The sequence below is a fragment of the Streptomyces sp. NPDC046977 genome (assembly GCF_040644455.1).
Lineage (GTDB): Bacteria > Actinomycetota > Actinomycetes > Streptomycetales > Streptomycetaceae > Actinacidiphila.
In genome coordinates, this window is the sequence record NZ_JBEYWO010000044.1 from 1 (window position 1) to 22,614 (window position 22,614).

Here is a 22,614-nt window from a genome sequence, read left to right on the forward strand (position 1 = left end):
GGGGGGGGGGGGGGGGGGGGGGCGCGGCCGGCCGGCGGGGGGGGGGGGGGGGGGGGGGGGGGGGGGGGGGGGGGGGGGGGGGGGGGGGGCCCCCCCCCCCCCCCCCCACGGGGGGGGCTAGGCCCCGAAGCCCTTGCTGCCGCCCTTGACCGGCTTCGCGCCGGCCAGCAGGTGGGCCGGGACGAGATCGCGGGCGGGCTCGGTGTAGCCGACGGAGACGATCCTGTCGTCCTCGTAGGTGAACGTGGTCAGACTGGCCAGGGTGCACTGCCGCTTGCGCGGGTCGTGCCACAGCCGGCGCCGCTCCACGGAGCTGCGCACGGTCCAGATCGGCAGCTGGTGGCTGACGCAGACCGCCTCGTGGCCGCGCGCGGCGTCGCGGGCGGCCTCCAGCGCGCCCGTCATCCGCGCGACCTGGTCGACGTACGGCTCACCCCAGCTCGGCCGGAACGGGTTGACCAGGAGCTTCCAGTTGGACGGGCGCCGCAGGGCACCGTCGCCCACGCCGAAGGTCTTGCCCTGGAAGGCGTTGTCCGCCTCGATGAGGCGCTCGTCGCGCGCGACGTCCAGGCCGAGCACGGAGGCGATGGGCGCCGCCGTCTCCTGGGCGCGCTCCAGCGGGGAGGCCACCACATAGGTGATGTCCCGCCCCGACAGGTGCTCCGCGACCCGGTCGGCCATCTTCCGGCCGAGGTCGGACAGGTGGTAGCCGGGCAGGCGCCCGTAGAGGACGCCGCTGGGGTTCTCCACCTCGCCGTGCCGCATCAGGTGGACGACCGTGATCTCGCTCATGCGGCGGCCTCCGCGGCGGCGCGGGCGGCGGCCGGCAGGGCGGCGGCGATCCGCTCGACGGCGGCGTCGTCGTGCGCCGCCGAGACGAACCAGGACTCGAAGGCCGAGGGCGGCAGGTAGACGCCCTGCGCCAGCATCGAGTGGAAGAAGGCGGTGAAGCGGTGCGCCTCCTGCCGCTTCGCCTCGTCGTAGTCGCTCACGCGACCGTCCGTGAAGAACACGGAGAACATGTTGCCCGCGGTCTGCAGGCTGTGCACGACGCCCTCCTTGGCCAGCGCCTCGCCCACCAGGCCGGACACCTGGGCGGCGACCCGGTCCACGGTCGCGTACGCGGCGTCGTCCAGCAGCCGCAGCTGCGCCAGGCCCGCGGCGGTGGCCACCGGGTTCCCGGACAGGGTGCCCGCCTGGTAGACCGGGCCGGCCGGGGCCAGGTGCGCCATGACGTCGGCGCGGCCGCCGAAGGCCGCGGCGGGGAAGCCGCCGCCCATGACCTTGCCGAAGGTCATCAGATCGGGGCGGACGCCGTCGATGCCGTACCAGCCGGCCCTCGAGACCCGGAATCCGGTCATGACCTCGTCGGAGATGTAGAGCGCGCCGTTCTCCCGGCACAGGTCCGCGAGCCCCTGGTTGAAGCCCTCGGCCGGGGGCACGACGCCCATGTTGCCGGGCGAGGCCTCGGTGATCACGCAGGCGATCTCACCGGGGTGCGCGGCGAAGGCGGCCCGCACCCGGTCGAGGTCGTTGTAGGGCAGCACCAGCGTGTCGCCGGCCTGTGCGCCCGTCACGCCCGGCGTGTCCGGCAACCCGAAAGTGGCAACTCCGGAACCCGCGGCGGCCAGCAGCGCGTCCACATGACCGTGGTAGCACCCCGCGAACTTGACCACCTTGGCCCGGCCGGTGAATCCGCGTGCCAGGCGGATCGCCGACATCGTGGCCTCGGTGCCGGACGACACCAGCCGCACCTGCTCGACCGGCGCGACCCGCGCGACGATCTCCTCGGCGAGTTCCACCTCGCCCTCACCGGGGGTGCCGAAGGAGGTACCGCGGGCGACCGCGGCCTGCACGGCGGCGATCACCTCGGGGTGCGCGTGGCCGAGAATCATCGGTCCCCACGAGCACACGAGATCCACATATTCGCGGCCGTCCGCGTCCTTGAGGTAGGGACCGGAACCGGACACCATGAATCGGGGCGTACCGCCCACGGCGCGAAAGGCGCGAACCGGGCTGTTCACCCCACCAGGGGTCACGGCGGCTGCTCGATCGAACAAGGTCTGAGAAACTGGCGCGTCGTAGGCGTACGGATAGCTCACAAGCACATGCTCTCAAATGCCGGGCGTTGCGCGATGAGGTATCGACCGTGCATCTGAGACGATGATCGGGTTGCGCGGTTGGGTCTGCGGATGGTCGGGTAGTGGAATGCAGCGCGGTGGCGAACGCGGTGGCGATCTGGACGACGGGGGCGACGACCCCGATCCCGAGCACGCCCGTACCACCGGCCGGCGACGCCGGCCGTCAACAGAGCGCGACAAGGCCGTTGAGAAACGCGGGAGCAGGGGTGGCCGAGTGGGGGTGACCTACAAGTACTTCGGCGCACCCGACGGTGCAACCGCCGCGCGGGTCCCCATCTCCATGCGTCCGGAGGAGCTTGGCGGCGACGAACTGGGCCAGGGCATGTACACCAAGGTCAAGCCGGAGACCATGGCGGCCATGGTGCTCACCGGCATCGAGGGCATACCCCCGACCAAGGTCCCGCCGCTGGAACTCGTCGTCCTGCACCCCGACTACGCCGTCGTCAAGCTGCCCGTCTCCGTCGTCGAGCCGCTCCGCAAGGCCGACGAGGAGGCCCTCGGCGCCGCCGCGTTCATCTGGTCCACCGTCCCCGACCGGCGCGGTCCGCGGGACGCCTTCATGATCTACAAGATGCTCCACGAGTGGCAGGACTTCGCCCAGCGCTGCCACGAGAGCGGGCACCAGCTGTACTGCCTCGTCTGGCCCTGAGCCCCGGACACGCGAAAGGCCCGGCACGTCGCTACGACGTCCGCCGGGCCTTCGCGCGTGGGTCAGTTGGCGGGCGTGGACTCCACCGGAGCCGGGGCGGGCGCCTCGGCGGGAGCCGCCGGAGCGGCGGGGGCGGCAGCCTCGACGGGGGCCGGAGCCGCGACCGGGGCGGGCGCCTCGACGGGAGCCACGGGAGCGGCGACCGGGGCCGGGGCCTCGGCCGGGACCGCGGGAGCCGCAACGGGGGCGGCGGGCGCGACGGGAGCCGCAACAGGGGCGGCGGGCGCGACGGGAGCCACGGCGGCGGCAGCCGCTGCGGCGGCCGCGGCTGCGGCAGCGGCCTCCTCGACGGCCTTGGCCTCGGCGGCCTCCTCGGCCTCGATCTCCGCGGTGTGCTTGGCCACGAACGCCTCGCCCAGCACCTCGCTCGCCTCCTTGAGGTGGTCGAGATCCACCTCGCCGTTCTCGGCGACGTGGCCCTCCAGGGCCTCGAACATCCGCTCCACCGGCTCGTGCGAGCCGCCGAGGCGCTGCTCGGCGTAGACCGCGACGCCCAGCTTCAGGAAGAGCTCGGCCGTGCGGCGGTTGACGGTGAAGTCGTGGATGGCGTCACCGCCCGCGTCAAAGCCCTTCTCGATGACCTCGAATGCCTTCTTGATGAGACTCACGCTGTGCTCCCCTGCACGTGCCTGTCGGCCGACTGCCTGACTGTGACCTGATCTGACCTGTACTGACCCGAACTGCGCAGTGCTGTACGGCACCTGACCGAACGGGCCGGTCCGCGCCGACCCTATGGCAGTTCCCCGGCCGATGGGCAGTCGCCCCGGTCCCAATCCGTCCCCGGTACCGAGGGCTTGACGGGGCGCCGGTCGTCACGCCCGGTGCGACGCCGCCGCGTACTGCTCCCGTGTGATCGCCGTGCCTCGTACCGGCAGCCCGTGCGTGGGCACCGTCGCCATACGCTCGAAGGCCGTGCCGAGCTCGGCCATGTCGCGTCCGGCCCGGCCTCGGCGAAGGCGAACTCCGTTGCCGAGCGGCCGGCTTCGGTCGCGCGACCGCGGCCCCGGTGGGCCCGCCCGGACGCCGGCCGATCGCCACGGCGGACAGGGCCCCGGGCAGGATGGCCGGCACTGTCGGCGCGGCCCGGCCCGCGAGTTCATCCGTGCCGCGGACCTCGACGGCGAAGGCGCCGCGGTCGCGTTCCCGCCATTCCCCCGGAAGCGCTCCGGCCGGGCCGGCGGTCGCCTCGCAGGTGCGGGCCGAGCCGACCGCGAGGAAGCGCGTGGCCTCCGGATCCGTGTCCTGTCCTGCCATGCCCGCAGACGCAGCCCCGGCGTCAGCCGTTCACCGCGGTTGCGCGGCGTGCGTCCGCACCGCGTCACGCAGTTGGCGCGGGGAGGGGTTGACCATGGCCCGGCCGGCGACGGTCACCGTGGGCACGGTCTCGTTGCCGCCGGCGACGGAGCGGACGAAGGCCGCGCCGTCCGGGTCCCGCCAGATGTTGACCTTGGAGTGGCGCAGCCGGGTCACGAACAGGAAGAGCCGCAGCCGCATGCAGTAGGGGCAGCCGGGCCGCCAGTAGACGACGACCCCGCTGTCGTCGTGCCTTTCCGCTCCGGTCATGCGTCCCCGCTCGCCAGGCGTGGCAGCCGCGTACCGTGCAGCCACGGTTGGAACACCAGCGCGTCCAGGTCGCGGTCGCTGTGCCGGTGGGCCAGTGCGATGAACTGGTCGGTGGTCACGCTGCCATGACGGTGCGTGCGGGTCCAGTCCTGTGCCAGCGCGAAGAAGGCGGCGTCGCCCATGGCGGTGCGCAGCGCGTGCAGGGTGAGCGCGCCGCGCTTGTACACCCGGTCGTCGAACATGCGCCGTACGCCGGGGTCGGAGAGCCGGAGGTCCTGCGGCAGGGAGGAGAGCCGGGCGTGTGTGCGGGCCGCGTGGCGGGCGGCGGGTATGCCGCCGGAGGCCTCCGACCAGAGCCATTCGGCATAGGCCGCGAAACCCTCGTTGAGCCAGATGTGCCGCCAGTCGGCGATGCTGACGCTGTTGCCGAACCACTGGTGCGCGAGCTCGTGGGCGACGAGGCGCTCGAAACCGCGCCGGCCGTCCACGTGGTTGCGGCCGAAGATGGACAGCGCCTGCGCCTCGACGGGGACGTCGAGCTCCTCGTCGACCACCACGACCGCGTACTCGGCGAACGGGTACGGACCGAACATCCCCGTGAAGGCCCTCATCATCTCCGGCTGCCGGCCGAAGTCGTGGCCGAAGTCCGCCACGAGCGCCGCGGGGACGGCGGCCGGCTGCGGCACGTCGCCGCCGATGTGGTCGATCAGCTCGTACGCGCCGATCTGGACCGTCGCGAGGTACGTCGGCATCGGCTCGGCCTGCTCGTACACCCAGGTCGTGGTCGAGGCGCCGACCCGGTACGACTCCAGGCTGCCGTTGGCCACGACCGCGTACGCCGACGGCGCGGCCACCGTGATCCGGTAGCTGGCCTTGTCGCCGAGGTGGTCGTTGCAGGGGAACCAGGAGGGCGCGCCGATCGGCTGGCTGGCGACGAGGGCGCCGTCCTCCAGCTGCTCCCAGCCGAGGTCGCCCCAGTCGCGGGTGCGCACCGGCCGGGGGTTGCCGACGTAGCGGACCTCGATCTCGAACGGGCCGGCGGGCAGCGTCCTCAGCGGCTTGATCCGCAGCTTGCCCGCGCGGTGGCTGTAGCGGCACGGCCGGCCGTCGACGAGGACCCGGTCCAGCCGGAACGGGCCGAGGTCGAGGCTCAGCCCGGACAGCGCCCGGGTGGCGACCGCCGAGATCCGCGCGCGGCCCGACAGCCGGTTGGCCGCCGGGCGGTAGTCGAGCTCCAAGTCGTAGTGGGCGACCTGGTAGCCGCCGTTGCCGTGCTCGGGGAAGTAGGAGTCGGCGGACACGTCCGCCCCCGGCGTGGCGGGGACGCCCTCCCCGCCACGCACGCGCTTGCCGTTGCTCACCCTCTGCGGGCCCCCTCTGTGTGCCAGGCGGAGATCGGGTTGCCCAGCCACCGGGTGCCCTCGGGAACGCTCTCCCCGCGCATGACCAGCGAGGCCGGGCCGATCGTGGTGCGCGCGCCGACGGTCGCCCCGGGGAGCACGATGCCGTGCGGGCCGAGCGTGGCGCCCGGCTCGAGGACGACCTCGTCCATGCGCATGATCCGATCGTGGAACAGGTGCGTCTGCACGACACAGCCGCGGTTGACGGTGGCGCCGTCCCCGACCCTGACCAGGTCGGCCTCCGGCAGCCAGTACGTCTCGCACCATACGCCCCGCCCGATCCCGGCCCCCATGGTCCTCAGCCACAGGCTCATCAGCGGGGTGCCGCCGAGCGCGCCGACCGCCCACGGCACGGCCAGCACCTCGACGAAGGTGTCGGCCAGTTCGTTGCGCCAGACGAACGAGCTCCACAGCGGCCGCTCGACCGCCCGGAACCGCCCGACCAGCAGCCACTTCGCCTCGATGGCCACCGCGCACGCCACCGCGCCGGCGACGGCGAGCAGCAGCCCTCCGGAGAGCAGCGCCACCACGGCGCCGAACCGGCTCGCCAGCACGGCGTACCCGGCCAGCAGCAGCACGGCCAGCGCGGCCGCGCACATCAGCGGGACGACGCGGCACAGCTCGACGGCCCCGCGGGCCAGCACCAGGTGCCGGGGCGGCGCGAAGGTGCGGCTCTGGTCGGCGGCCTCGGGGGTGCGCGGCAGCTTCATCGGCGGCATGCCGAGGTAGGAGCTGCCGGCCTTGAAACCCTTGGGGGTCGACGAGAGCACGCCGACGAGGCCGTTCTTGGGCACCGAGCGGCCGGGGGCGGTCATGCCGGAGTTGCCGAGGAAGGCCCGCTTGCCGATCCGGGCCCCGGCGATGCGCATCCAGCCGCCGCCCAGCTCGTAGGAGCCGACCATGGTGTCGTCGGCCAGGAAGGCGCCGTCGCCGACGGTGGTCATCGAGGGCAGCGCGAGCACGGTCGAGGCCTCGACGCGGCTGCCGACCTTCATGCCCAGCGCCCGCAGCCACACGGGCGTGAACAGGCTCGCGTAGAACGGGAACAGGTGCCCGCGGGCCATGTCCATGAGGCGTTCGGTCGCCCACGCCTGCCAGGCGACACGGCTGTGCACGGGGTGGTAACCCTCGCGCAGCCCGCGGCCGAGCAGCCGCACGCCGGCCAGCACCAGCAGCGCGTATGTCAGCAGCCAGGCGATCGTGGCGAGCGGTACGGCGGCGAGCGCGGCGCCCAGGGAGGCGTGCCCGGCACCGCGCAGGAAGGCGGCGAGGACGAGCACGGCGGGGACGGCGGCCGCGGTCGGCAGCAGACCGAGCGCGAACGAGGCCACCTCGTAGGCGAACGCCCAGCGCCGCCTGCGCGGCGGCCGGCCGTCGGGCCGGCGGTGGGCCGCCTTGCCGGAACGGGCCGCGGGCACGCCCGCCCAGCGCTGCCCGGCGGGGACGGCGCCCTGCACTCCGGAGCCCGGCGCGATCTCGGCGCGCTTGCCGACCCGGGCCCCGGGGAAGAGCGTGGACCGCGAGCCCACGGTGGCGCCGGCGCCGATCCGGATCTTGCCGATGTGCAGCAGGTCGCCGTCCACCCAGTGGCCGGCGAGGTCGACCTCGGGTTCGACCGCGCTGCCCCGGCCGAGTTTGAGCAGGCCGGTCAGCGGCGGCAGGGAGTGCAGGTCGGCGCCGTCGCCGATGCGGGCGCCCAGGGCCCGCGCGTAGTGGGTCAGCCAGGCGCCGGTCAGCTGGGTGGCACCGCTGAAGTGGGCGAGGCGCTCCGCGGTCCACAGCCGCAGGTGCACACCTCCGCCGCGGGGGTACGTTCCCGGGCGCACCCCGCGCAGCAGCAGCCGGGCGCCGCCCGCGGAGATCGCCAGGCGGCCCGCCGGGCTGATGAGCAGCGCCCACCCGGCGGCGATCCACCACCAGGACACGGCGGGCACGCCGGTGGGGGCGCCGAGCAGCGTCAGGACGTTGCCGACGGCGGCGGCCACCACACCCCAGCGCAGTCCGGCGACGGTGAGCAGCGGCAGCATCAGCGCGACCTGCGCGGCGGCCGCGCGGCGGGGCACCGGCGCGATGGTGCGGGCCGCGGTGCGGCGGGCGTCGGCCTCCTCCAGCCGCGCGGCGAGGCCGGCGAGGGTGGGGTTCTGGTAGATGTCGCTGACCGAGACGCTGGAGAAGCGGCTGCGCAGCTGCGAGACCAGCCGGGCGGCGGTCAGGCTGCCGCCGCCGAGCGCGAAGAAGTCGGCGTCGGCGCCGGTGGCGGGCGCGCCGAGGATCTCGCCCCACTGCTCGGCGAGCCAGGTCTCGGTCCGCGTGAGGTCGCCGGGCAGCGCGCCGGCTGCGTCGAGCGCGGGCAGCGGCCAGGGCAGCGCGTCGCGGTCGACCTTGCCGGAGGTGCGGGTCGGGAGCGTGTCGACGACGGCGATCAGCGGCACGAGGGCGGCGGGCAGCGCCTCGCGCAGCCGGGCCAGCGCGTCGGTCTGGTCGAAGGCGCCGGTGCCGGCGACGTAGCCGACGAGGATCTGGTTTCCGGCCCTGGTGGTGCGGACGGCGGCCGCGGCGCCCGCGACCTCGGGCAGCGCCTGGAGCGCGGCGTCGATCTCGCCGAGTTCGATGCGGCGGCCGCCGAGCTTGATCTGCTCGTCGGCGCGGCCCATGAAGAGCAGGCCCTCGGGCTCGGCGCGGACCAGGTCGCCGCTGCGGTAGGCGCGCTCCCAGTTCAGGGAGGGCAGGGGGGCATACTTCTCGGCGTCCTTGGCCGCGTCCAGGTAGCGGGCCAGGCCGACGCCGCCGATGACCAGCTCCCCGGTGGCGCCCATGGGCAGCGGCACGCCGGCCGGGTCCACGACGGCCAGTTCCCAGCCGTCCAGCGGCAGCCCGATGCGGACCGGGCCCTCGCCGGTCAGCTGGGCGGCGCAGGCGACGACGGTGGCCTCGGTCGGGCCGTAGGTGTTCCACACCTCGCGGCCCTCGACGGCCATGCGCTCGGCGAGCTCCGGCGGGCAGGCCTCGCCGCCGAAGATCAGCAGGCGTACGTCGTCCAGGGCCTCGATGGGCCACAGGGCGGCCAGCGTCGGCACGGTGGAGACCACGGTGATGCCCTGCTCCACCAGCCACGGGCCGAGGTCCAGCCCGGTGCGGACCAGGGAGCGCGGCGCGGGCACCAGGCAGGCGCCGTGCCGCCACGCCAGCCACATCTCCTCGCAGGAGGCGTCGAAGGCCACCGACAGTCCGGCCAGTACCCGGTCGCCCGGACCCAGCGGCTCCTCGGTGAGGAAGAGCCGGGCCTCGGCGTCGACGAAGGCGGCGGCGGAGCGGTGGGTGACGGCGACGCCCTTGGGCTTGCCGGTGGAGCCCGAGGTGAAGATGATCCACGCGTCGTCGCCGGGCCCGGGGCGACGCCCGGGCTCCCCGCGGGGCGCGGCAAGGGGGGTGATCGCGCGGTGCTCGCCGATCACGGCGCAGACGCCGGCCTCGGAGAAGACCAGCTCGGCGCGCTCGTCCGGGTCCTCGGCGTCGACCGGGACGTAGGCGGCGCCCGCGGCCAGGACGGCGAGGATCGACACGTACAGGTCGACGGTGCCCGAGGGAACGCGGACGCCCACCCGGTCGCCGGCGCCGATCCCGGCGTCGGCCAGGCGGCGGCGCAGCCGCTCGGTCTCGGCGGCCAGCGCGCGGTAGCTCAGCGCGGTGGCGCCGTCGTCGACGGCGGCCGCGGCGGGGTGGGCGCGGGTCGTGGCGGCCAGGATGTCCAGCAGGGTGCGCTCCGCGGCGGCGGCGCCGGCGCGGAAGAGCGCCGGTACGGGCTCGTCCGGGGCGGCGCCGGCGAGGGCGTCGTCCAGCAGGGGCAGCTGCGGGAGCGGTGAGTCGACGAGTGTCACGCGTGGCTCCCCGGCTCGGGCGAACCGGACACCGGTGGTGCGGCGAAGCACGCTCCGGACAGGTCGATCCGGTCACTCATGGCCGTGAACCGACGCATGTCAAACCCTCCAAAAGCTCAGGACCACTGCGGTGCCGGCAACACCTCGACCGGCCGGCCGGGGACTGCGCTGTCCCCGCTCGCGGGCTTCTCCCGCGACTGGCATACGCCTGGCACATCCCCGTTCCGCTCCCGTCCGTTCCGGACGGCGACGGGCCCTTTCACCTGGCGTCACAAATAGCGAACAGTGAGTTTACCTGCTGTTAATCCTCGCGGCTCGCCGAAACGGGCGCCAAGTGGCTGGTCTCACAACCCACCGCGATCGGCGGAACACGGCCAACCCCTCCTTTCCACAGGTGACACGACGGTCCCGACGCCGTTCACCCGTCCTTCCCCGGCGGTTGGGCCGGGGCCCGCGATCCGCCCGTAGCGTCCGGGCGACGCTGCCCAACGGCCGAGAGCGGGATCACCATGTGCGACACACACCACAGACCGGACGGACCTCAGCTCGGCGCGAGCCGCCGTTCCGTGCTCGTCGGCGCGGGGCTGGCGGGCGCCGCCGTCGCGGGGCTGGCCGCGGCCGCACCGGCTGCGTCGGCCAGCCCCGCGACGACCGGCACGAGCCACGGCGGCTCCTGGCGCCCCGACACCGACGACGCGCGCTTCACGCTGGTCGTGATGCCGGACACGCAGTACCTCTTCGACGGCGAGAGCATCCACCCGGCCCCCGTCGAGGCGTCGTTCCGGTACCTACTCGACCACGCCAAGGACGAGAACATCGTCTTCATGGCGCATCTGGGTGATGTCACCCAGAACGGCCAGGCCGGTGAATTCGCCGCCGTCGGCGACGCGTTCCGCATCCTGGACCGCAAGGGCGTGCCCTACAGCGTCGTCGCGGGCAACCACGACATCAACTCCTCCACCGACGACCAGCGGGGCGACTCCCCCTACCTGGACGTCTTCGGCCCGGACCGCTACCGCGACGCGCCCACCTTCGGCGGCGCCAGCCCGGACGGCTACAACCACTACCACCTGTTCCGCGCGGGCGGGCGCGAGTGGATGGTGCTCTCCCTGGACTGGCGGCCCTCGCCGGGCGGCATCGCCTGGGCGAAGGACGTCGTCGCGCGGCACCCCGGGACGCCGGTGATCCTCACGACCCACGAGATCGTGTACGCGAACACCTACGGCGACGAGGCGCAGCTCTCCGACCACGGCCAGGAGCTGTGGGACGAGCTGATCCACGACACGGACCAGATCTTCCTCACCCTGAACGGGCACTTCTGGCCGCCCGCCCGCACCACCCGCACCAACGCGGCGGGCAACGCCACCCACCTGCACATCACGAACTACCAGAACCGCTACTACGGCGGCGCCGCGATGATCCGGCTCTACCGCTTCGACCTGGCGCGCAACACCATCGACGTCGAGACCGTCTCCCCCTGGATCCTCGGCCGCGCCGGCGAGGGCCTGAACGCGCTGGAGCGCGAGGAGGTCGAGCTGACGGGCCCGCAGGACCGCTTCGCCGTCGACATCGACTTCACCGAGCGTTTCGCGGGCTTCGCCCCGGTCGCGGCGCGCCCGTCCCGTCCTGCCTCCCGGATGCTGATCCCCGGCACGGTCGCGTACTGGCGCTTCGACGCCTCCCACGACACCGACCGGGTGCGCGACCTGACGGGCCGCGGCAACGACCTCACCAAGGTCGTCGCCCCCGGCTCCGACCCGGCGACCGCCCTGACCTGGTCGGCCGAGCACCACCCCGACCAGCCCGGTCACGCCAGCCTGTACTTCGCCGGCGACAAGAGCCCGCTGCGCGGCGCCCACCTGACCACCGGCGACCACGCCCCGCTCAACTCGGCGACGTTCAAGTCCGGTTACACCTTCGAGGCGTTCTTCAAGCTCCCCGCCGACTGGGACCAGGGCCGCAACGCCTGGGCCGCCCTGCTCAGCCGCTGGGGTCTCAGCCGCGAGGCCGGCAAAACCGCGGGCGACCCCGACGAGCCGGTCGTGACGCTCAGCCTGTCCGGCGGGCGCGAGCTCCAGTGGTGCGTCTACCCGCTGAACACCGCCGGCTCGGTCACCAACTGGGGCCACGAGCTGCCGCTGGACACCTGGTGGCACGTCGCCGTCGTCAACGACGGCCGCCACACCACCATGTACGTCGACGGCTGCCCCGTCGCCCGCAACCCCTCCACCCGCGCCTCCGGCCTCACCGCCCTGGGCCTGCCCTGGATGCTCGGCGGCTACGAGTACGGGGGCAAGCTCGACCAGCTCCTGCACGGCTGGATCGGCGACGTCCGCATCAACGAACGCGCCCTGGAGCCGGGCGAGTTCATGAACGCGCGGTAGCCGCTCGGCCGCCCCGGCGCCCGCCCCCGCCCCGACAGGGCGGGGGCGGGCCGGGTGAACGCCACGGGCGCGGTCTGCGTATCCCCTCGCGTAGCGGGTGCCGCACGAAAGCTGCCCGAGATCGTCACGAGGGTGAGGACCGGCCGATGAACAGTCAGAGCAACGTCTCCTTCCAGGCACTTCAGGCGCTTCCCGACGGCGAGGCGGAACTGCCCCTGGTCGTCCACCTCCGCTGGGAGGACCTGGCGGCACTGGGCCGCGAGGCGAGCCGGCTGGCGGTGCGGCTGCAGCGTCCGGTGAGTCTGGACGAGGCGGCGGGGCACCATCTGCGGACCCGGTTCGGGGTGACGCACGCGCCGGAGAAGGACGAGCAGTCCAAGGCCGACGCCACCCGCGCCGTCACGGCACCGGCCGCCGCCGTGCCGACCACCGCGGCGCCGATGGCGATCACCCCGGGCACGGCGCAGCACTCCACGGGGGCGCACGCGGCGCCGCCCGTCGTGACCGGCACGGGGCATGCGACCGGCACCGGTCCGGGCGCGGTCCCGGCGGCGCACCAGCCCGACCACGCCGGACGGGTCGGCCCGCTCGGCGGCCGGAACACGGTCGTGCAGCCCGGCGGTTCCGCCGGCTGACCTCAGCAGGCGGCCGCGGCGGCCCGGGCCTCGTCCGTCCACCGCGCGAGCGCGGCACGGCAGCTGCGCAGGTGGTCGGCGCCGTAGCCGCGCGGGCCGCACTCGACGACGATGATCAGGCCGAGGTAGAGGCGGTACAGCGCCAGCCGCTGCCGCATACCGGGCCCGAAGTCCAGGTGCCCGCCGGCCTCGCGGTAGCCGGCGACGAGATCACTGTCCGGGCCCGTGTCGCCGCCGAGGCCGAGGGAGACCAGTTCGGCTGCCGGGTCGCCGAAGAAGGCGCGTTCGTGGTCGATGAGGCCGGTGACGGCGGTGCCGTCGCCGGAGACGAAGACATTGCCGGGCCACAGGTCGAAGTGGACCAGCCGCGGCCGGTCGACCCGGGCGAGCGCCGGCGCGCCGGCGGCGACCAGCTCCCGTATCTCCTCGGCCGGCACCCCGAGCGGGGAGTGCCATCGCACGGCGTCCTCCAGCATCGCCTCGACCATCGCGGCGAAGGCGGACGGCCAGTCCGCCGCCGACAGCCCGGCCTCGGGGGCGGGGTAGCCGTAGCGGCCGTCCTGCGAGGTCAGGGTGTGCAGCCGCGCCGCGATCCGGCCGAGTTCGCGCCGCAGTGCGGGCTGCCGCCCGGGCGGGAGGCGGTCGTCGGCCTTGTCCCAGGGCGTTCCGGGCAGGACGGACAGCGCCATGAAGTCCGGCCCCGCGTGGAGCAGTTCGGGCAGCGGAACGCCGTCGAGGGCGGCGGCGCGGCGGTGCACCATGATCTCCGTCGCCATGATGCCGCGCTCGTAGCGCAGTACGGCGGCCTCCGGCGGGGGCGCGACCTTCACCACGGCGGGGCGTCCGTCGTCGAGCCGCACGCGGTAGGCGGCGTTGAACCAGCCGTCCGTCAGCTCGGCCTCGACGCGGCAGCCGGTCCCGGCCGACGCGCGCAGCAGGGCGGAGAGCTGATCGGACGTCAGAGTGCGCTTGGTGAGGCTCCGCATGACCCGCATCGTAGGAGAGCGCTCCCACACCTGTCCCGGCCTGCCGCCGTGAAAGGATCGCGGGCATGCGCGACCAGACGATCGGTGAGTTCCTGGAGGAGATGTCCGCGCGGGTGCCGGCGCCGGGCGGGGGCGCCTCGGCGGCCCTGCACGCGGCCCAGGGCGCCGCCCTCGTGGCGATGGTCGCCCGCTACACCACGGGCGAGCGGTACGCGGCGCACGCCGCCGCCGTCGGGCGGATCGCCGCGGCCGCCGACGACTTGCGCGAGACCGCCCTGCGCCTGGCCGCCGAGGACGCCACCGCCTTCACCGCCGTCACCGACGCCTACCGGCTGCCCAAGGGCACCGACGAGGAGAAGGCGGCCCGCTCGGCCGCCGTCGCCGCCGCCCTGGAGGGCGCGGCCCGCCCGCCGGCCGAGGTCGTCGGCGTCGCGGAGCGCGTGGTCGCGCTCGCCGAGGAACTGCTGCCGATCTGCAACCGCAACGTCCTGTCGGACGTCGCCGCCGCCACGGAGGCGGCCCGCGCCGCCGCGGGCACCGCGCGGGTCAACATCGAGATCAACCTCGGCGGCATCAAGGACGGAACCGTCCGGGCCGGGTTCTCCGCGACCGCCAGCGCCGCCGGCCCGCTCATGGACCGTGCCGACCGGGTGACCGACGCCGTACGCCGGGAGATCGCGCCATGAGCCCCGCGCGCGTCCTGTCGGGCAGGGAACTCGCCGCCGCCCTGCGGGAGGAGACCACCGCCCGCGCCGCCGCGCTGACGGCCGCGGGACGGCCGCCCCGGCTCGCGGTCGTCGTCGCCACCGCCGACGAGTCCAGCGCCTGGTACGTGCGCTCCATCGCGCGCGCCGCCGCCGCGGCCGGCATCGTCTGCGACATCCACGACCTGGGCCCGGAGGCGTCCGCCGCCGCCCTGCGCGCCGAACTCACCCGGCTCGGCGAGGACATCGCCGTCCACGGGGTCATCCTGCAGACCCCGCTGCCGGCGGGCGCCGCCCTGGAGGACCTGGCGTCGGCCATCCCGCCCGGCAAGGACGTCGACGGCGCCAACCCGGTGAGCCTCGGCCGGCTCGCCGCGCGGCTGCCCGCGTTCGCCCCGGCGACGGCGGAGGCGGTCGTGGCGCTCCTGGAGCACCACGGGATCGAGCCCGCCGGCCGGCACGTGGCCGTCGTCGGCCGCTCCACGGTGGTCGGCAAGCCCGCGGCGCTCCTGCTGCTCGACCGGGACGCCACGGTGACCGTCTGCCACTCCCGCACCCCCGACCTGGCCGGCGTGACCGCCGCCGCGGACATCGTCGTCGCGGCGGCCGGCCGTCCCGGGCTGATCTCGGCCGCGCATGTGCGTCCCGGGGCCGTCGTGATCGACGTGGGGACCAATCCGACCCCCGAGGGCGGCCTCGTCGGCGACGTGGACGCCCCCTCGGTCATGCCGCACGCCGGCGCGCTCACCCCGGTCCCCGGCGGCGTCGGCCCGGTGACCACCGCACTCCTGCTCCAGCACGTGGTGCGGTCGGCGGACTGACGTCCCCTCCCCCGGAGGGGAGATTCCCGCTGCGCGGTGCGGGCACGGGCGCCCGTCCTGCCCGCGTTCCGGCAGCCGGGACCTACCGCGCGGCGTCCTCAACACCTTGCCGGTGCTGCCGGCGGCACCGCGCCCCGCAGGACTGTCACGACCCCTCCCGCCGCCGCGGCAACGTGACTGCCACGTCGGCGCCCGAAGCCCGCTGCGCCCCCGCGCTCCGGACGTCGCCCTGACCCGCGCCGGCGACGTGCCCACCCCGGAGGCGACGTGACGGCCTCCGCAGGACTGTCACGGCCCATCCGGCCGCCGTGGCGACGTGACCGCCGCATTGGTGTCCGAAGCCCGCGGCGGGTTGCCCGTCCTCCCTGCGCACCGGACGTCGTCCTGGCCCGCGCCGGCGACGTGCCCACGCTGAAGGTGACGGCTCACGCAGGCGCCTGCCCGAACTCGCCGCGCGCTGCGTTCTCAACGCCCCGCTGGTGCTGCCGGCGGCACCGCGCCCCCGCCGGACTGTCACGGCCCCTCCCGCCGCCGGGGCGACGTGACCGCCGCGCGGTGTCCGAAGCCCGCCGCACCGCCCATGGGCCCGGTGACGCGCGGGGGCGTCGAGGCGTTCCACGTACGGGAGTTCGCCCCGCCGGCGCACCTGGGGCCGCCGTGGAGCCGGTCCGCAGGACCGCCCTCACGGGGGCGCGCGGCTACACCCGTCACGCCGGGTGGCACAAGCCCTACACACTTGCTCTGTTCCCGGACTACTTTCGTATGGCAATCTCATCTACACGTCGTACGCTCAGGCCGCACCGGCCCCGTGCGCCCCTTTCCGCCCCTCCTTCCGCTCCCCCGGTTGTTGTCCCGCTGTTTCACAGGACCGACGAAGAGAAGACCGCTGTGGCGCCCCTGCCCCTCACTCTCGCGGCTCGTCTGCTGCCCACCGCCGTACTCGCCATCGTCGGCTGGACGATGGCCTCGTCCCAGCACGACGCCGCGAGCCCGTCGGCTGCCGGCGCTTCCCCGTCACGGCCGTCGGCGCCCTCCGGCGGTCCCAGTTCCTCGAACGGCTCCGGCTCCTCCGGCGCACCGGAGTCCCCCGGCAGCTCGGGCGCCCCGGCGATCACGTACACCAAGCCGCCCGCGCCCTGCACGGCGCTGCCGGCGGCCACGATCAAGAAGCTGGTGCCGGAGGCCAAGACGTCGGGCAAGGCGCTCGCCCTCACGGACCCCTCGCACCGCACGGGCTGCTCCTGGAACGCGCTCAAGGGCTTCGACTACCGCTGGCTGGACGTGACCTTCGAGGTCGCCTCGGGCGGCAACGGGCTGAGCGCGGAGAAGGCGGCGCAGGCCTCGTACGACCGCTCCAAGAAGCCGAACGCCGCCTCGGGAATCGGCGACGAGGCGTCCATGTCGGTCCAGGTGACCACGGACGACGGGCAGCAGACGCGCGAGGCCGTCGTGGTCTTCCGCAAGGACAACGCGGTGGTCACCGTCACCTACAACGGCAGCGACTTCGAGTCCAAGAAGGCGCCCGGTGTCTCCGAGGTCCGTGACGGCGCGCTCGCCGCGGCCAAGGACGCCCTCGCCGGACTCGCCAAGGCATCGACCTCCGCCACCGGCGACCAGAGCGCCTGACCCCGCCGCCCCGCCCGCCGCGCTCCCGCGCGAGTGGTGGGGGCGGCGCACGGCCGCCGCCCGCCTATGCTCCCCTCATGGCCAGGCAGCGCAGCCGCGTACCGGCGAGAGCGAAAGGCAGCACGACATGAGCCCCCGTACCGCAGTCGTCACCGGAGCGAGCAGCGGCATCGGCGCCGCCACCGCCCGCCGACTCGCCGAAGCCGGCTACCACGTCGTGCTCACCGCCCGCCGCGCCGACCGGCTCGACGCCCTCGCCAAGGAGCTCACCGCGGCCGGCCACTCCGCCGCGGCCGTCGCCCTCGACGTGACCGACCGCGCCGCGGTCGACGCGCTCGCCGGGTCCCTGGACCGCTGCGACGTGCTCTTCGCCAACGCCGGCGGCGCGCTCGGCGCCGACCCCGTCGCGACCGCCGATCCCGAGGAGTGGCGGACGATGTACGAGGTGAACGTGCTGGGTGTGCTCCACACCGTGCAGGCGCTGCTGCCGAAGCTCGTCGCCTCCGGTGACGGCACCGTGGTGATCCTGTCCTCCACCGCGGCGCTCACGCCCTACGAGGGCGGCGGTGGCTACGTCGCCGCCAAGCACGGCACGCACGCCCTCGCCGGCACCCTGCGCCTGGAACTGCTCGGGCAGCCCGTCCGGGTCGTGGAGATCGCGCCCGGCATGGTGAAGTCCGAGGGCTTCGCCCTCACCCGCTTCCACGGTGACGAGGAGAAGGCCGCCGCGGTCTACGCGGGCGTCGCGGAGCCCCTCACCTCCGACGACGTCGCCGATGCCGTCACCTGGGCCGTCACCCGCCCCGCCCATGTGAACGTCGACCTCATGGTCGTCCGCCCCCGCGCCCAGGCGGCCCAGCACCGGGTCCACCGCGAGTCGTGACCCGGGCCGGACACGGCAGTGCCCCCGGACCGGCGGCGCCGGTGCGGGGGCACGCGCGTCATCCCTTGACGCAGACGACCTGCTTGAGCTTCGCGACGACCTCCACGAGGTCCCGCTGCTGCTCGATGACCTTCTCGATCGGCTTGTAGGCGCCGGGGATCTCGTCCACGACACCCGAGTCCTTGCGGCACTCGACGCCCTTGGTCTGCTCCTCCAGGTCCCGCGTGGAGAACCGCTTCTTCGCCGCGTTGCGGCTCATCCTGCGGCCCGCGCCGTGCGAGGCGGAGTTGAAGGCGTCGGGGTTGCCGAGGCCGCGGACGATGTAGGAACCGGTGCCCATGGAACCGGGGATGATCCCGTAGTCGCCGCTGCCGGCCCTGATCGCGCCCTTGCGGGTGACGAGCAGGTCCATGCCCTCGTACCGCTCCTCCGCCACGTAGTTGTGGTGGCAGGAGATGACCTGGTCGAAGGTGACCTTGGCCTTCCGGAACTCGCGCCGCAGCACCTCCTGGAACAGGGCCATCATGATCGCGCGGTTGCGCTTCGCGTAGTCCTGCGCCCAGAACAGGTCGCGCCGGTACGCCGCCATCTGCGGGGTGTCCGCGATGAAGACGGCCAGGTCGCGGTCGATCAGGCCCTGGTTGTGCGGCAGCTTCTGGGCCTCGCCGATGTGGTGCTCGGCGAGTTCCTTGCCGATGTTGCGCGAACCCGAGTGCAGCATCAGCCAGACCGAGCCCTCCTCGTCGAGGCAGACCTCGATGAAGTGGTTGCCCGACCCGAGCGTGCCCATCTGCTTCAGCGCGCGCTCCTGCCGGAACCTGACCGGCTCGGCGAGGTCGTCGAAGCCGTCCCAGAAGCCGTCCCAGCCGCTCGCCGGCAGGCCGTGGAGCCGGCCGGGGTCGACCGCCTCGTCGTGCATGCCCCGGCCCACCGGGATGGCCTGCTCGATCTTGGAGCGCAGCCGCGACAGGTCGCCGGGCAGGTCGTTGGCCGTCAGCGAGGTCTTGACGGCGCTCATGCCGCAGCCGATGTCGACACCGACCGCGGCGGGGCAGACCGCGCCGTGCATGGCGATGACGGAGCCGACCGTGGCGCCCTTGCCGTAGTGGACGTCGGGCATGACCGCGAGGCCCTTGATCCACGGGAGCGAGGAGACGTTGCGCAGTTGCTGCATCGCGACGCCCTCGACCGCGGCCGGGTCGGTCCACATGCGGATCGGCACCCGGACGCCGGGGACTTCGGTGTACGTGGACATCTGCGTTTCCCCCAGGGGTGATTCATGGAACGGTTCAACCAACAAAGCACTCAAAAACGGATAAAGGCCATGCATCAATAAAAAACGACATGGAGGAGGAAGTCATCCATACAGCCCCCGGGCCCGGCGACGGCCGCGGCCGGTGCGGTAGACATTGTGTCTACCCGGTGTCGTCGCCCGCCAAGGGATTTACGTGAGCGCCGGGCCACCGCCGAGGAAGGGGCCACCTCAGTGCAGCCATCGGGAGACCGCGCCAACCGGGTCCGGGCACTGCTGAGCGGGACGTGCGCCGTGGCGCTGGCCGCCGCGGCGCTGGCCGGCTGCAGCGGCTCCGGCGATACGGGGAGCGGCACGGCCGCCGCCGACGCGGCCAACGGCGCCCAGACCGTCGCGGCGGCCCCGCCCGGCAAGTACCGCGTGCTGCCCGAGCCGTGCGGCTCGGTCTCCGCCGCGACCATCGCGTCGCTCGTGCCGAACGCGGGCGACGCCGCGGGCGAGGCGAGCGTGACGTTCGACACGGACCGCAAGGTCGGCTGCAAGTGGATGGGGCAGACCGCCCTCGGCAACCGGTACCTCCAGATCGACCTGGAGCGCGTGGTGTCGTACGACCCCGCGGTCAGCGACGACGACCAGGCCGCGACCGACTACCGCACCCGCGCCGCGGAGGCCGACGTCCCCCTGGTGCCCATCGGCGGCCAGGCGGGCGCGGCCACTCCCCCCGGCTCCCCCGACCCCTCCACGAGCCCCAGTTCAACGGGGGTTTCCGCACCGCCGAGCGGCAGCCCCACCGGCACCCCGGCGGACATCGCGCCGCGCGTCCTGGACGGCCCCGGGGACGCCGCCTTCCTCGACGACGCACTGGTGACGCGGGACTCCGGTCTGCACCGCGACGTGACCGTCGTCTTCCGCATCGCCAACGTCCTCGTGACCGTCGCCCTCTCCCAGTGGTCGATGGACAAGTCGGTCGAACCGCCCAGTCCCGACCTCCAGGCCGGCGCCCGCCGGGTCGCCGCGGAACTGGCAGATCAACTGGACGAATGAGGCGATCCGCGTAGTCTGGCCATTTGCGCCATGCCAGGACACGCGAAGAAGTGAGCGAAGGACACATGCACCGATCAGCCCCACGCCTCGCCCGTCTGCTCGCCTGCGCCGCCGTGCCGGTGACCCTCGTCGCCGCCTGCTCCTCCGGCTCGGACACGCCGAAGGCACGGGCCGGCGCGGAGCGGACGACGCCCTCCGCGTCCCCCTCGGGATCGCCCGCGGCCTCCGCCTCACCGGCCGTCGCCCCGGCGAAGTACGCGCAACTGCCCGTCGCCTGCAAGGCCGTCGGCGCCAGGACCGTCGCGTCCCTCGTCCCGAAGGCGAAGAAGCGCTCGGGCACGCCCGTCACCTCCGGCTCCGCCGACGAGCGCGGCGGCTGCTCCTGGAACGGCCTCAGCGGCTACCAGTACCGCTGGCTGGACGTGTCCCTGCAGCGCTACGACTCCGTGGCCGGGCTCGGCTCCGCCGAGGAGCAGGCCGTGCGGCGCTACGACGAGCTGGTCGCGCAGGCGAAGGCCGCCAAGGGCGCCACGAGCGAGACCGTCGCGGCCGCCGGCACGTGGGACGCGGGCACCGCGGTCACCTCCAGGACCACGAAGGACAAGGAGGAGTACCGGGACGTCACGGTCGTCGCCCGCTCCGGGAACGCCGTCGTCGCGCTCACCTACAACGGCGCCGGCCTGGAGGACGCCAAGACCCCCCAGGCCGACGAACTCCGCCGGAACGCCTTGAAGGCGGCCAAGGAAGCCGCCGCTTCCGTCGCGGCGGCGAACGCGTAACAACTCCCCCGTCGCCGTACCGATTCACCACGTTTGTACGACAAGCCCATTGACCCGTGTGGCAGGCTGGGCAGGCCAGTTTCCGAGCCTTGGAGGGTCGCGGGTGTCCGCGATACGCATGAACCGGACGCAACGCATCCTGGTCGGTGTGGTGGTCGCCGGAGCGGTGGTCATCGCAGCGATCGGCTTCGCGGGCTCGTACGCGGCGGTGCGCGAACTCGCGCTCGCCAAGGGATTCGGCTGGTTCGCCAACGTCTTCCCGGTCGGTGTCGACGCGGGGATCGTGGTCCTGCTCGCGCTGGACCTGCTGCTGACCTGGCTGCGCATCCCCTTCCCGCTGCTGCGCCAGACCGCGTGGCTGCTGACGGCGGCGACGATCGCCTTCAACGGCGCGGCGGCCTGGCCGGACCCGCTGGGCGTCGGGATGCACGGCATCATCCCGATCCTCTTCGTGGTCTCGGTGGAGGCGGCCCGGCACGCGATCGGCCGGATCGCCGACATCACGGCCGACAAGCACATGGAGTCGGTGCGCCTGGCCCGCTGGCTGCTGGCGCCGCTGCCGACCTTCCGCCTGTGGCGCCGTATGAAGCTGTGGGAGCTGCGCAGCTACGACGAGGTCATCCGCCTGGAGCAGGAACGTCTCGTCTACCAGGCCCGGTTGCGCGCGCGCTACGGCCGCGCCTGGCGCCGCAAGGCCCCGGTGGAGTCGCTGATGCCGCTGCGGCTCGCCCGCTTCGGCGTCCCGCTCACCGAGACCGGGCCCGTCGGCCTCGCGGCGGCCGGCATCGAGGTGCCGTCGGCGCCGGCGCCCGCCGCGCTGCCCGCCCCGGAACCGGCCGGTCTCACCGCGGCAGGAACCGAGCAGCAGCTGTGGCCCGCGCAAGCAGCGGCTCCTGCCGTCGTACCGCAGCATCACGAGTCCGGGCTCGCTCGGGCCGCGACGCCCGCCCAGGCACCGACGCCGGCGAATGCGGGGGAACAGTCGAACCAGTGGTTCGCCGCTCCTGAGCCCGTGCACTACCGGGGCGGCTACGACCCGCACAGCGAGCCTTACGCATATGCGCCGCCACAGCAGCAGGCCTTCGCCAACGGACGGCCGCAGCAGGCCCCGGTACCGCAGCCCCGCGCTCCCGAGCCTGCTCCGGAGCAGCTGCCCGTACCGGTCCAGGAGCAGGCGCCGGAGCCGTCCCTACAGGTGCCCAACGGCGCGGGTGGGACACGTCCCCTCGGCGAGGGCATAGCGGACGCGATGCCGTCGGAAGAGGACCTGTACCGGGTGTTCCGGCAGTCGATAGAGGGCGAGGGCATGCCCACACCCGGCGCTTTCGCCGCGAACATCGAGGCTGCGTACGGGGTGCGCTACTCGGCTCGCGAGCTGAGCGGCTACCACGACCAGTTCGCGGCCCGTCTCAACAGTCAGATGATGGAAGACCACATCGCGTAGGGCCGACAGAGGCCGGACTGTTCGGCGCCCGATGATGGGCGTGCAGCGCCAGGTTCCGTGATGAGCCCTGGCGCATCACGTGCCGGCAGGCCTCACGGCGAGGACCTCGTGTTCCACACGGTTCCATACGCCTGACGTGCCGGACACGCGCTCGCCCGGGCACATGGGGAGGCCCCTTTTCCGGCGGGCGGACGAGCATGCGCCGGGCCGGCAACGCGCGTCCCCCGTACGACCGTAGGGCCCGCCGCGTGGCGCATCGCCTGGTCACCGCTGCCGGGGCCGGGGGCAGCGCCGCGACGACGTCCGGCGCCGACAGCAGCCGCACCCGCGACGCGTCCAGCCCCGCCGGGTGCAGGGCGAACACC

At 74.0% G+C, this 22,614-nt stretch carries 18 protein-coding genes; 10 read left to right on the plus strand and 8 right to left on the minus strand.

From position 1 onward, the window contains the following. Positions 1-117 precede the first annotated feature (117 nt). A complete protein-coding gene (locus tag ABZ883_RS38910) occupies positions 118-792 on the minus strand; it encodes a histidine phosphatase family protein (RefSeq protein ID WP_360915516.1) in 675 nt (224 codons plus the stop codon). Next, positions 789-2,108 (minus strand): glutamate-1-semialdehyde 2,1-aminomutase, encoded by a 1,320-nt coding sequence (gene hemL, locus ABZ883_RS38915; protein WP_360915519.1) that lies wholly within the window; start codon positions 2,106-2,108, stop codon positions 789-791. The genes ABZ883_RS38910 and hemL overlap by 4 nt, the downstream gene beginning before the upstream one ends. 100 nt (positions 2,109-2,208) lie before the next feature. On the opposite strand from hemL, the gene ABZ883_RS38920 reads away from it, so the two are divergent. After that, positions 2,209-2,790: a hypothetical protein gene (locus tag ABZ883_RS38920; protein ID WP_360915522.1), complete on the plus strand. Its 582-nt coding sequence runs from the start codon at positions 2,209-2,211 to the stop codon at positions 2,788-2,790. Between the two features lie 62 nt (positions 2,791-2,852). Here ABZ883_RS38920 and ABZ883_RS38925 read toward each other — a convergent pair whose 3' ends face one another. The 4 genes from ABZ883_RS38925 to ABZ883_RS38940 form a co-directional block, all read right to left on the minus strand. After that, positions 2,853-3,458 carry a hypothetical protein gene (locus ABZ883_RS38925; RefSeq protein WP_360915525.1) on the minus strand — a complete coding sequence of 202 codons (606 nt, stop codon included), beginning with the start codon at positions 3,456-3,458 and terminating at the stop codon, positions 2,853-2,855. Positions 3,459-4,134: 676 nt separating this feature from the next. Next, on the minus strand, positions 4,135-4,413 hold the full coding sequence (locus ABZ883_RS38930; protein WP_360915528.1) for a glutaredoxin domain-containing protein: 279 nt from the start codon (positions 4,411-4,413) through the stop codon (positions 4,135-4,137). After that, entirely contained in the window at positions 4,410-5,774 is a 1,365-nt protein-coding gene (locus ABZ883_RS38935; RefSeq protein WP_360915531.1) for a M1 family metallopeptidase, read from the minus strand. The genes ABZ883_RS38930 and ABZ883_RS38935 overlap by 4 nt, the downstream gene beginning before the upstream one ends. Then, positions 5,771-9,661 (minus strand): Pls/PosA family non-ribosomal peptide synthetase, encoded by a 3,891-nt coding sequence (locus ABZ883_RS38940; protein WP_360915629.1) that lies wholly within the window; start codon positions 9,659-9,661, stop codon positions 5,771-5,773. Before ABZ883_RS38940 ends, ABZ883_RS38935 begins: the two co-directional genes overlap by 4 nt. A gap of 539 nt (positions 9,662-10,200) precedes the next feature. Here ABZ883_RS38940 and ABZ883_RS38945 point away from each other — a divergent pair. Together ABZ883_RS38945 and ABZ883_RS38950 are read left to right on the plus strand one after the other, a co-directional pair. Next, positions 10,201-12,075, plus strand: coding sequence for a LamG-like jellyroll fold domain-containing protein (locus tag ABZ883_RS38945; protein WP_360915533.1), 1,875 nt, complete (start codon positions 10,201-10,203; stop codon positions 12,073-12,075). A gap of 146 nt (positions 12,076-12,221) precedes the next feature. After that, positions 12,222-12,710, plus strand: a complete 489-nt coding sequence (locus ABZ883_RS38950) for a hypothetical protein (protein WP_360915536.1) — start codon at positions 12,222-12,224, stop codon at positions 12,708-12,710. A gap of 2 nt (positions 12,711-12,712) precedes the next feature. Here ABZ883_RS38950 and ABZ883_RS38955 read toward each other — a convergent pair whose 3' ends face one another. Further along, a complete protein-coding gene (locus tag ABZ883_RS38955; RefSeq protein WP_360915539.1) occupies positions 12,713-13,696 on the minus strand; it encodes an aminoglycoside phosphotransferase family protein in 984 nt (327 codons plus the stop codon). Between the two features lie 65 nt (positions 13,697-13,761). Between ABZ883_RS38955 and ABZ883_RS38960 the strand changes: the two genes are divergently transcribed. From ABZ883_RS38960 to ABZ883_RS38975, 4 genes are all read left to right on the plus strand, one after another. Further along, positions 13,762-14,382, plus strand: a complete 621-nt coding sequence (locus ABZ883_RS38960; protein ID WP_360915542.1) for a cyclodeaminase/cyclohydrolase family protein — start codon at positions 13,762-13,764, stop codon at positions 14,380-14,382. Then, complete coding sequence (locus ABZ883_RS38965) at positions 14,379-15,221, plus strand: bifunctional 5,10-methylenetetrahydrofolate dehydrogenase/5,10-methenyltetrahydrofolate cyclohydrolase (protein WP_360915545.1); 843 nt, start codon at positions 14,379-14,381, stop codon at positions 15,219-15,221. The genes ABZ883_RS38960 and ABZ883_RS38965 overlap by 4 nt, the downstream gene beginning before the upstream one ends. Before the next feature lie 888 nt (positions 15,222-16,109). Continuing rightward, positions 16,110-16,847: a hypothetical protein gene (locus ABZ883_RS38970; RefSeq protein WP_360915548.1), complete on the plus strand. Its 738-nt coding sequence runs from the start codon at positions 16,110-16,112 to the stop codon at positions 16,845-16,847. Between the two features lie 127 nt (positions 16,848-16,974). Continuing rightward, positions 16,975-17,730 (plus strand): SDR family oxidoreductase, encoded by a 756-nt coding sequence (locus ABZ883_RS38975; RefSeq protein WP_360915551.1) that lies wholly within the window; start codon positions 16,975-16,977, stop codon positions 17,728-17,730. A 58-nt stretch (positions 17,731-17,788) separates the two neighbouring features. Here ABZ883_RS38975 and ABZ883_RS38980 read toward each other — a convergent pair whose 3' ends face one another. Further along, a complete protein-coding gene (locus ABZ883_RS38980) occupies positions 17,789-18,985 on the minus strand; it encodes an RtcB family protein (protein ID WP_360915554.1) in 1,197 nt (398 codons plus the stop codon). Positions 18,986-19,216: 231 nt separating this feature from the next. Between ABZ883_RS38980 and ABZ883_RS38985 the strand changes: the two genes are divergently transcribed. From ABZ883_RS38985 to ABZ883_RS38995, 3 genes are all read left to right on the plus strand, one after another. After that, on the plus strand, positions 19,217-20,026 hold the full coding sequence (locus tag ABZ883_RS38985; protein WP_360915557.1) for a hypothetical protein: 810 nt from the start codon (positions 19,217-19,219) through the stop codon (positions 20,024-20,026). Positions 20,027-20,091: 65 nt separating this feature from the next. Next, on the plus strand, positions 20,092-20,805 hold the full coding sequence (locus tag ABZ883_RS38990) for a DUF3558 domain-containing protein (protein WP_360915560.1): 714 nt from the start codon (positions 20,092-20,094) through the stop codon (positions 20,803-20,805). A 118-nt stretch (positions 20,806-20,923) separates the two neighbouring features. Next, positions 20,924-22,249, plus strand: coding sequence for a DUF2637 domain-containing protein (locus ABZ883_RS38995; RefSeq protein WP_360915563.1), 1,326 nt, complete (start codon positions 20,924-20,926; stop codon positions 22,247-22,249). The last annotated feature ends 365 nt before the right edge of the window (positions 22,250-22,614 follow it).

What these genes read in the sequence shown, in the direction of transcription:
- ABZ883_RS38910 (WP_360915516.1), bottom strand. Translation starts at nt 792, where the DNA reads ATGAGCGAGATCACGGTCGTCCACCTGATGCGGCACGGCGAGGTGGAG.
- ABZ883_RS38920 (WP_360915522.1), top strand. Translation starts at nt 2,209, where the DNA reads ATGCAGCGCGGTGGCGAACGCGGTGGCGATCTGGACGACGGGGGCGAC.
- ABZ883_RS38930 (WP_360915528.1), bottom strand. Translation starts at nt 4,413, where the DNA reads ATGACCGGAGCGGAAAGGCACGACGACAGCGGGGTCGTCGTCTACTGG.
- ABZ883_RS38945 (WP_360915533.1), top strand. Translation starts at nt 10,201, where the DNA reads ATGTGCGACACACACCACAGACCGGACGGACCTCAGCTCGGCGCGAGC.
- ABZ883_RS38950 (WP_360915536.1), top strand. Translation starts at nt 12,222, where the DNA reads ATGAACAGTCAGAGCAACGTCTCCTTCCAGGCACTTCAGGCGCTTCCC.
- ABZ883_RS38955 (WP_360915539.1), bottom strand. Translation starts at nt 13,696, where the DNA reads ATGCGGAGCCTCACCAAGCGCACTCTGACGTCCGATCAGCTCTCCGCC.
- ABZ883_RS38960 (WP_360915542.1), top strand. Translation starts at nt 13,762, where the DNA reads ATGCGCGACCAGACGATCGGTGAGTTCCTGGAGGAGATGTCCGCGCGG.
- ABZ883_RS38965 (WP_360915545.1), top strand. Translation starts at nt 14,379, where the DNA reads ATGAGCCCCGCGCGCGTCCTGTCGGGCAGGGAACTCGCCGCCGCCCTG.
- ABZ883_RS38975 (WP_360915551.1), top strand. Translation starts at nt 16,975, where the DNA reads ATGAGCCCCCGTACCGCAGTCGTCACCGGAGCGAGCAGCGGCATCGGC.
- ABZ883_RS38980 (WP_360915554.1), bottom strand. Translation starts at nt 18,985, where the DNA reads ATGTCCACGTACACCGAAGTCCCCGGCGTCCGGGTGCCGATCCGCATG.
- ABZ883_RS38990 (WP_360915560.1), top strand. Translation starts at nt 20,092, where the DNA reads ATGCACCGATCAGCCCCACGCCTCGCCCGTCTGCTCGCCTGCGCCGCC.
- ABZ883_RS38995 (WP_360915563.1), top strand. Translation starts at nt 20,924, where the DNA reads ATGAACCGGACGCAACGCATCCTGGTCGGTGTGGTGGTCGCCGGAGCG.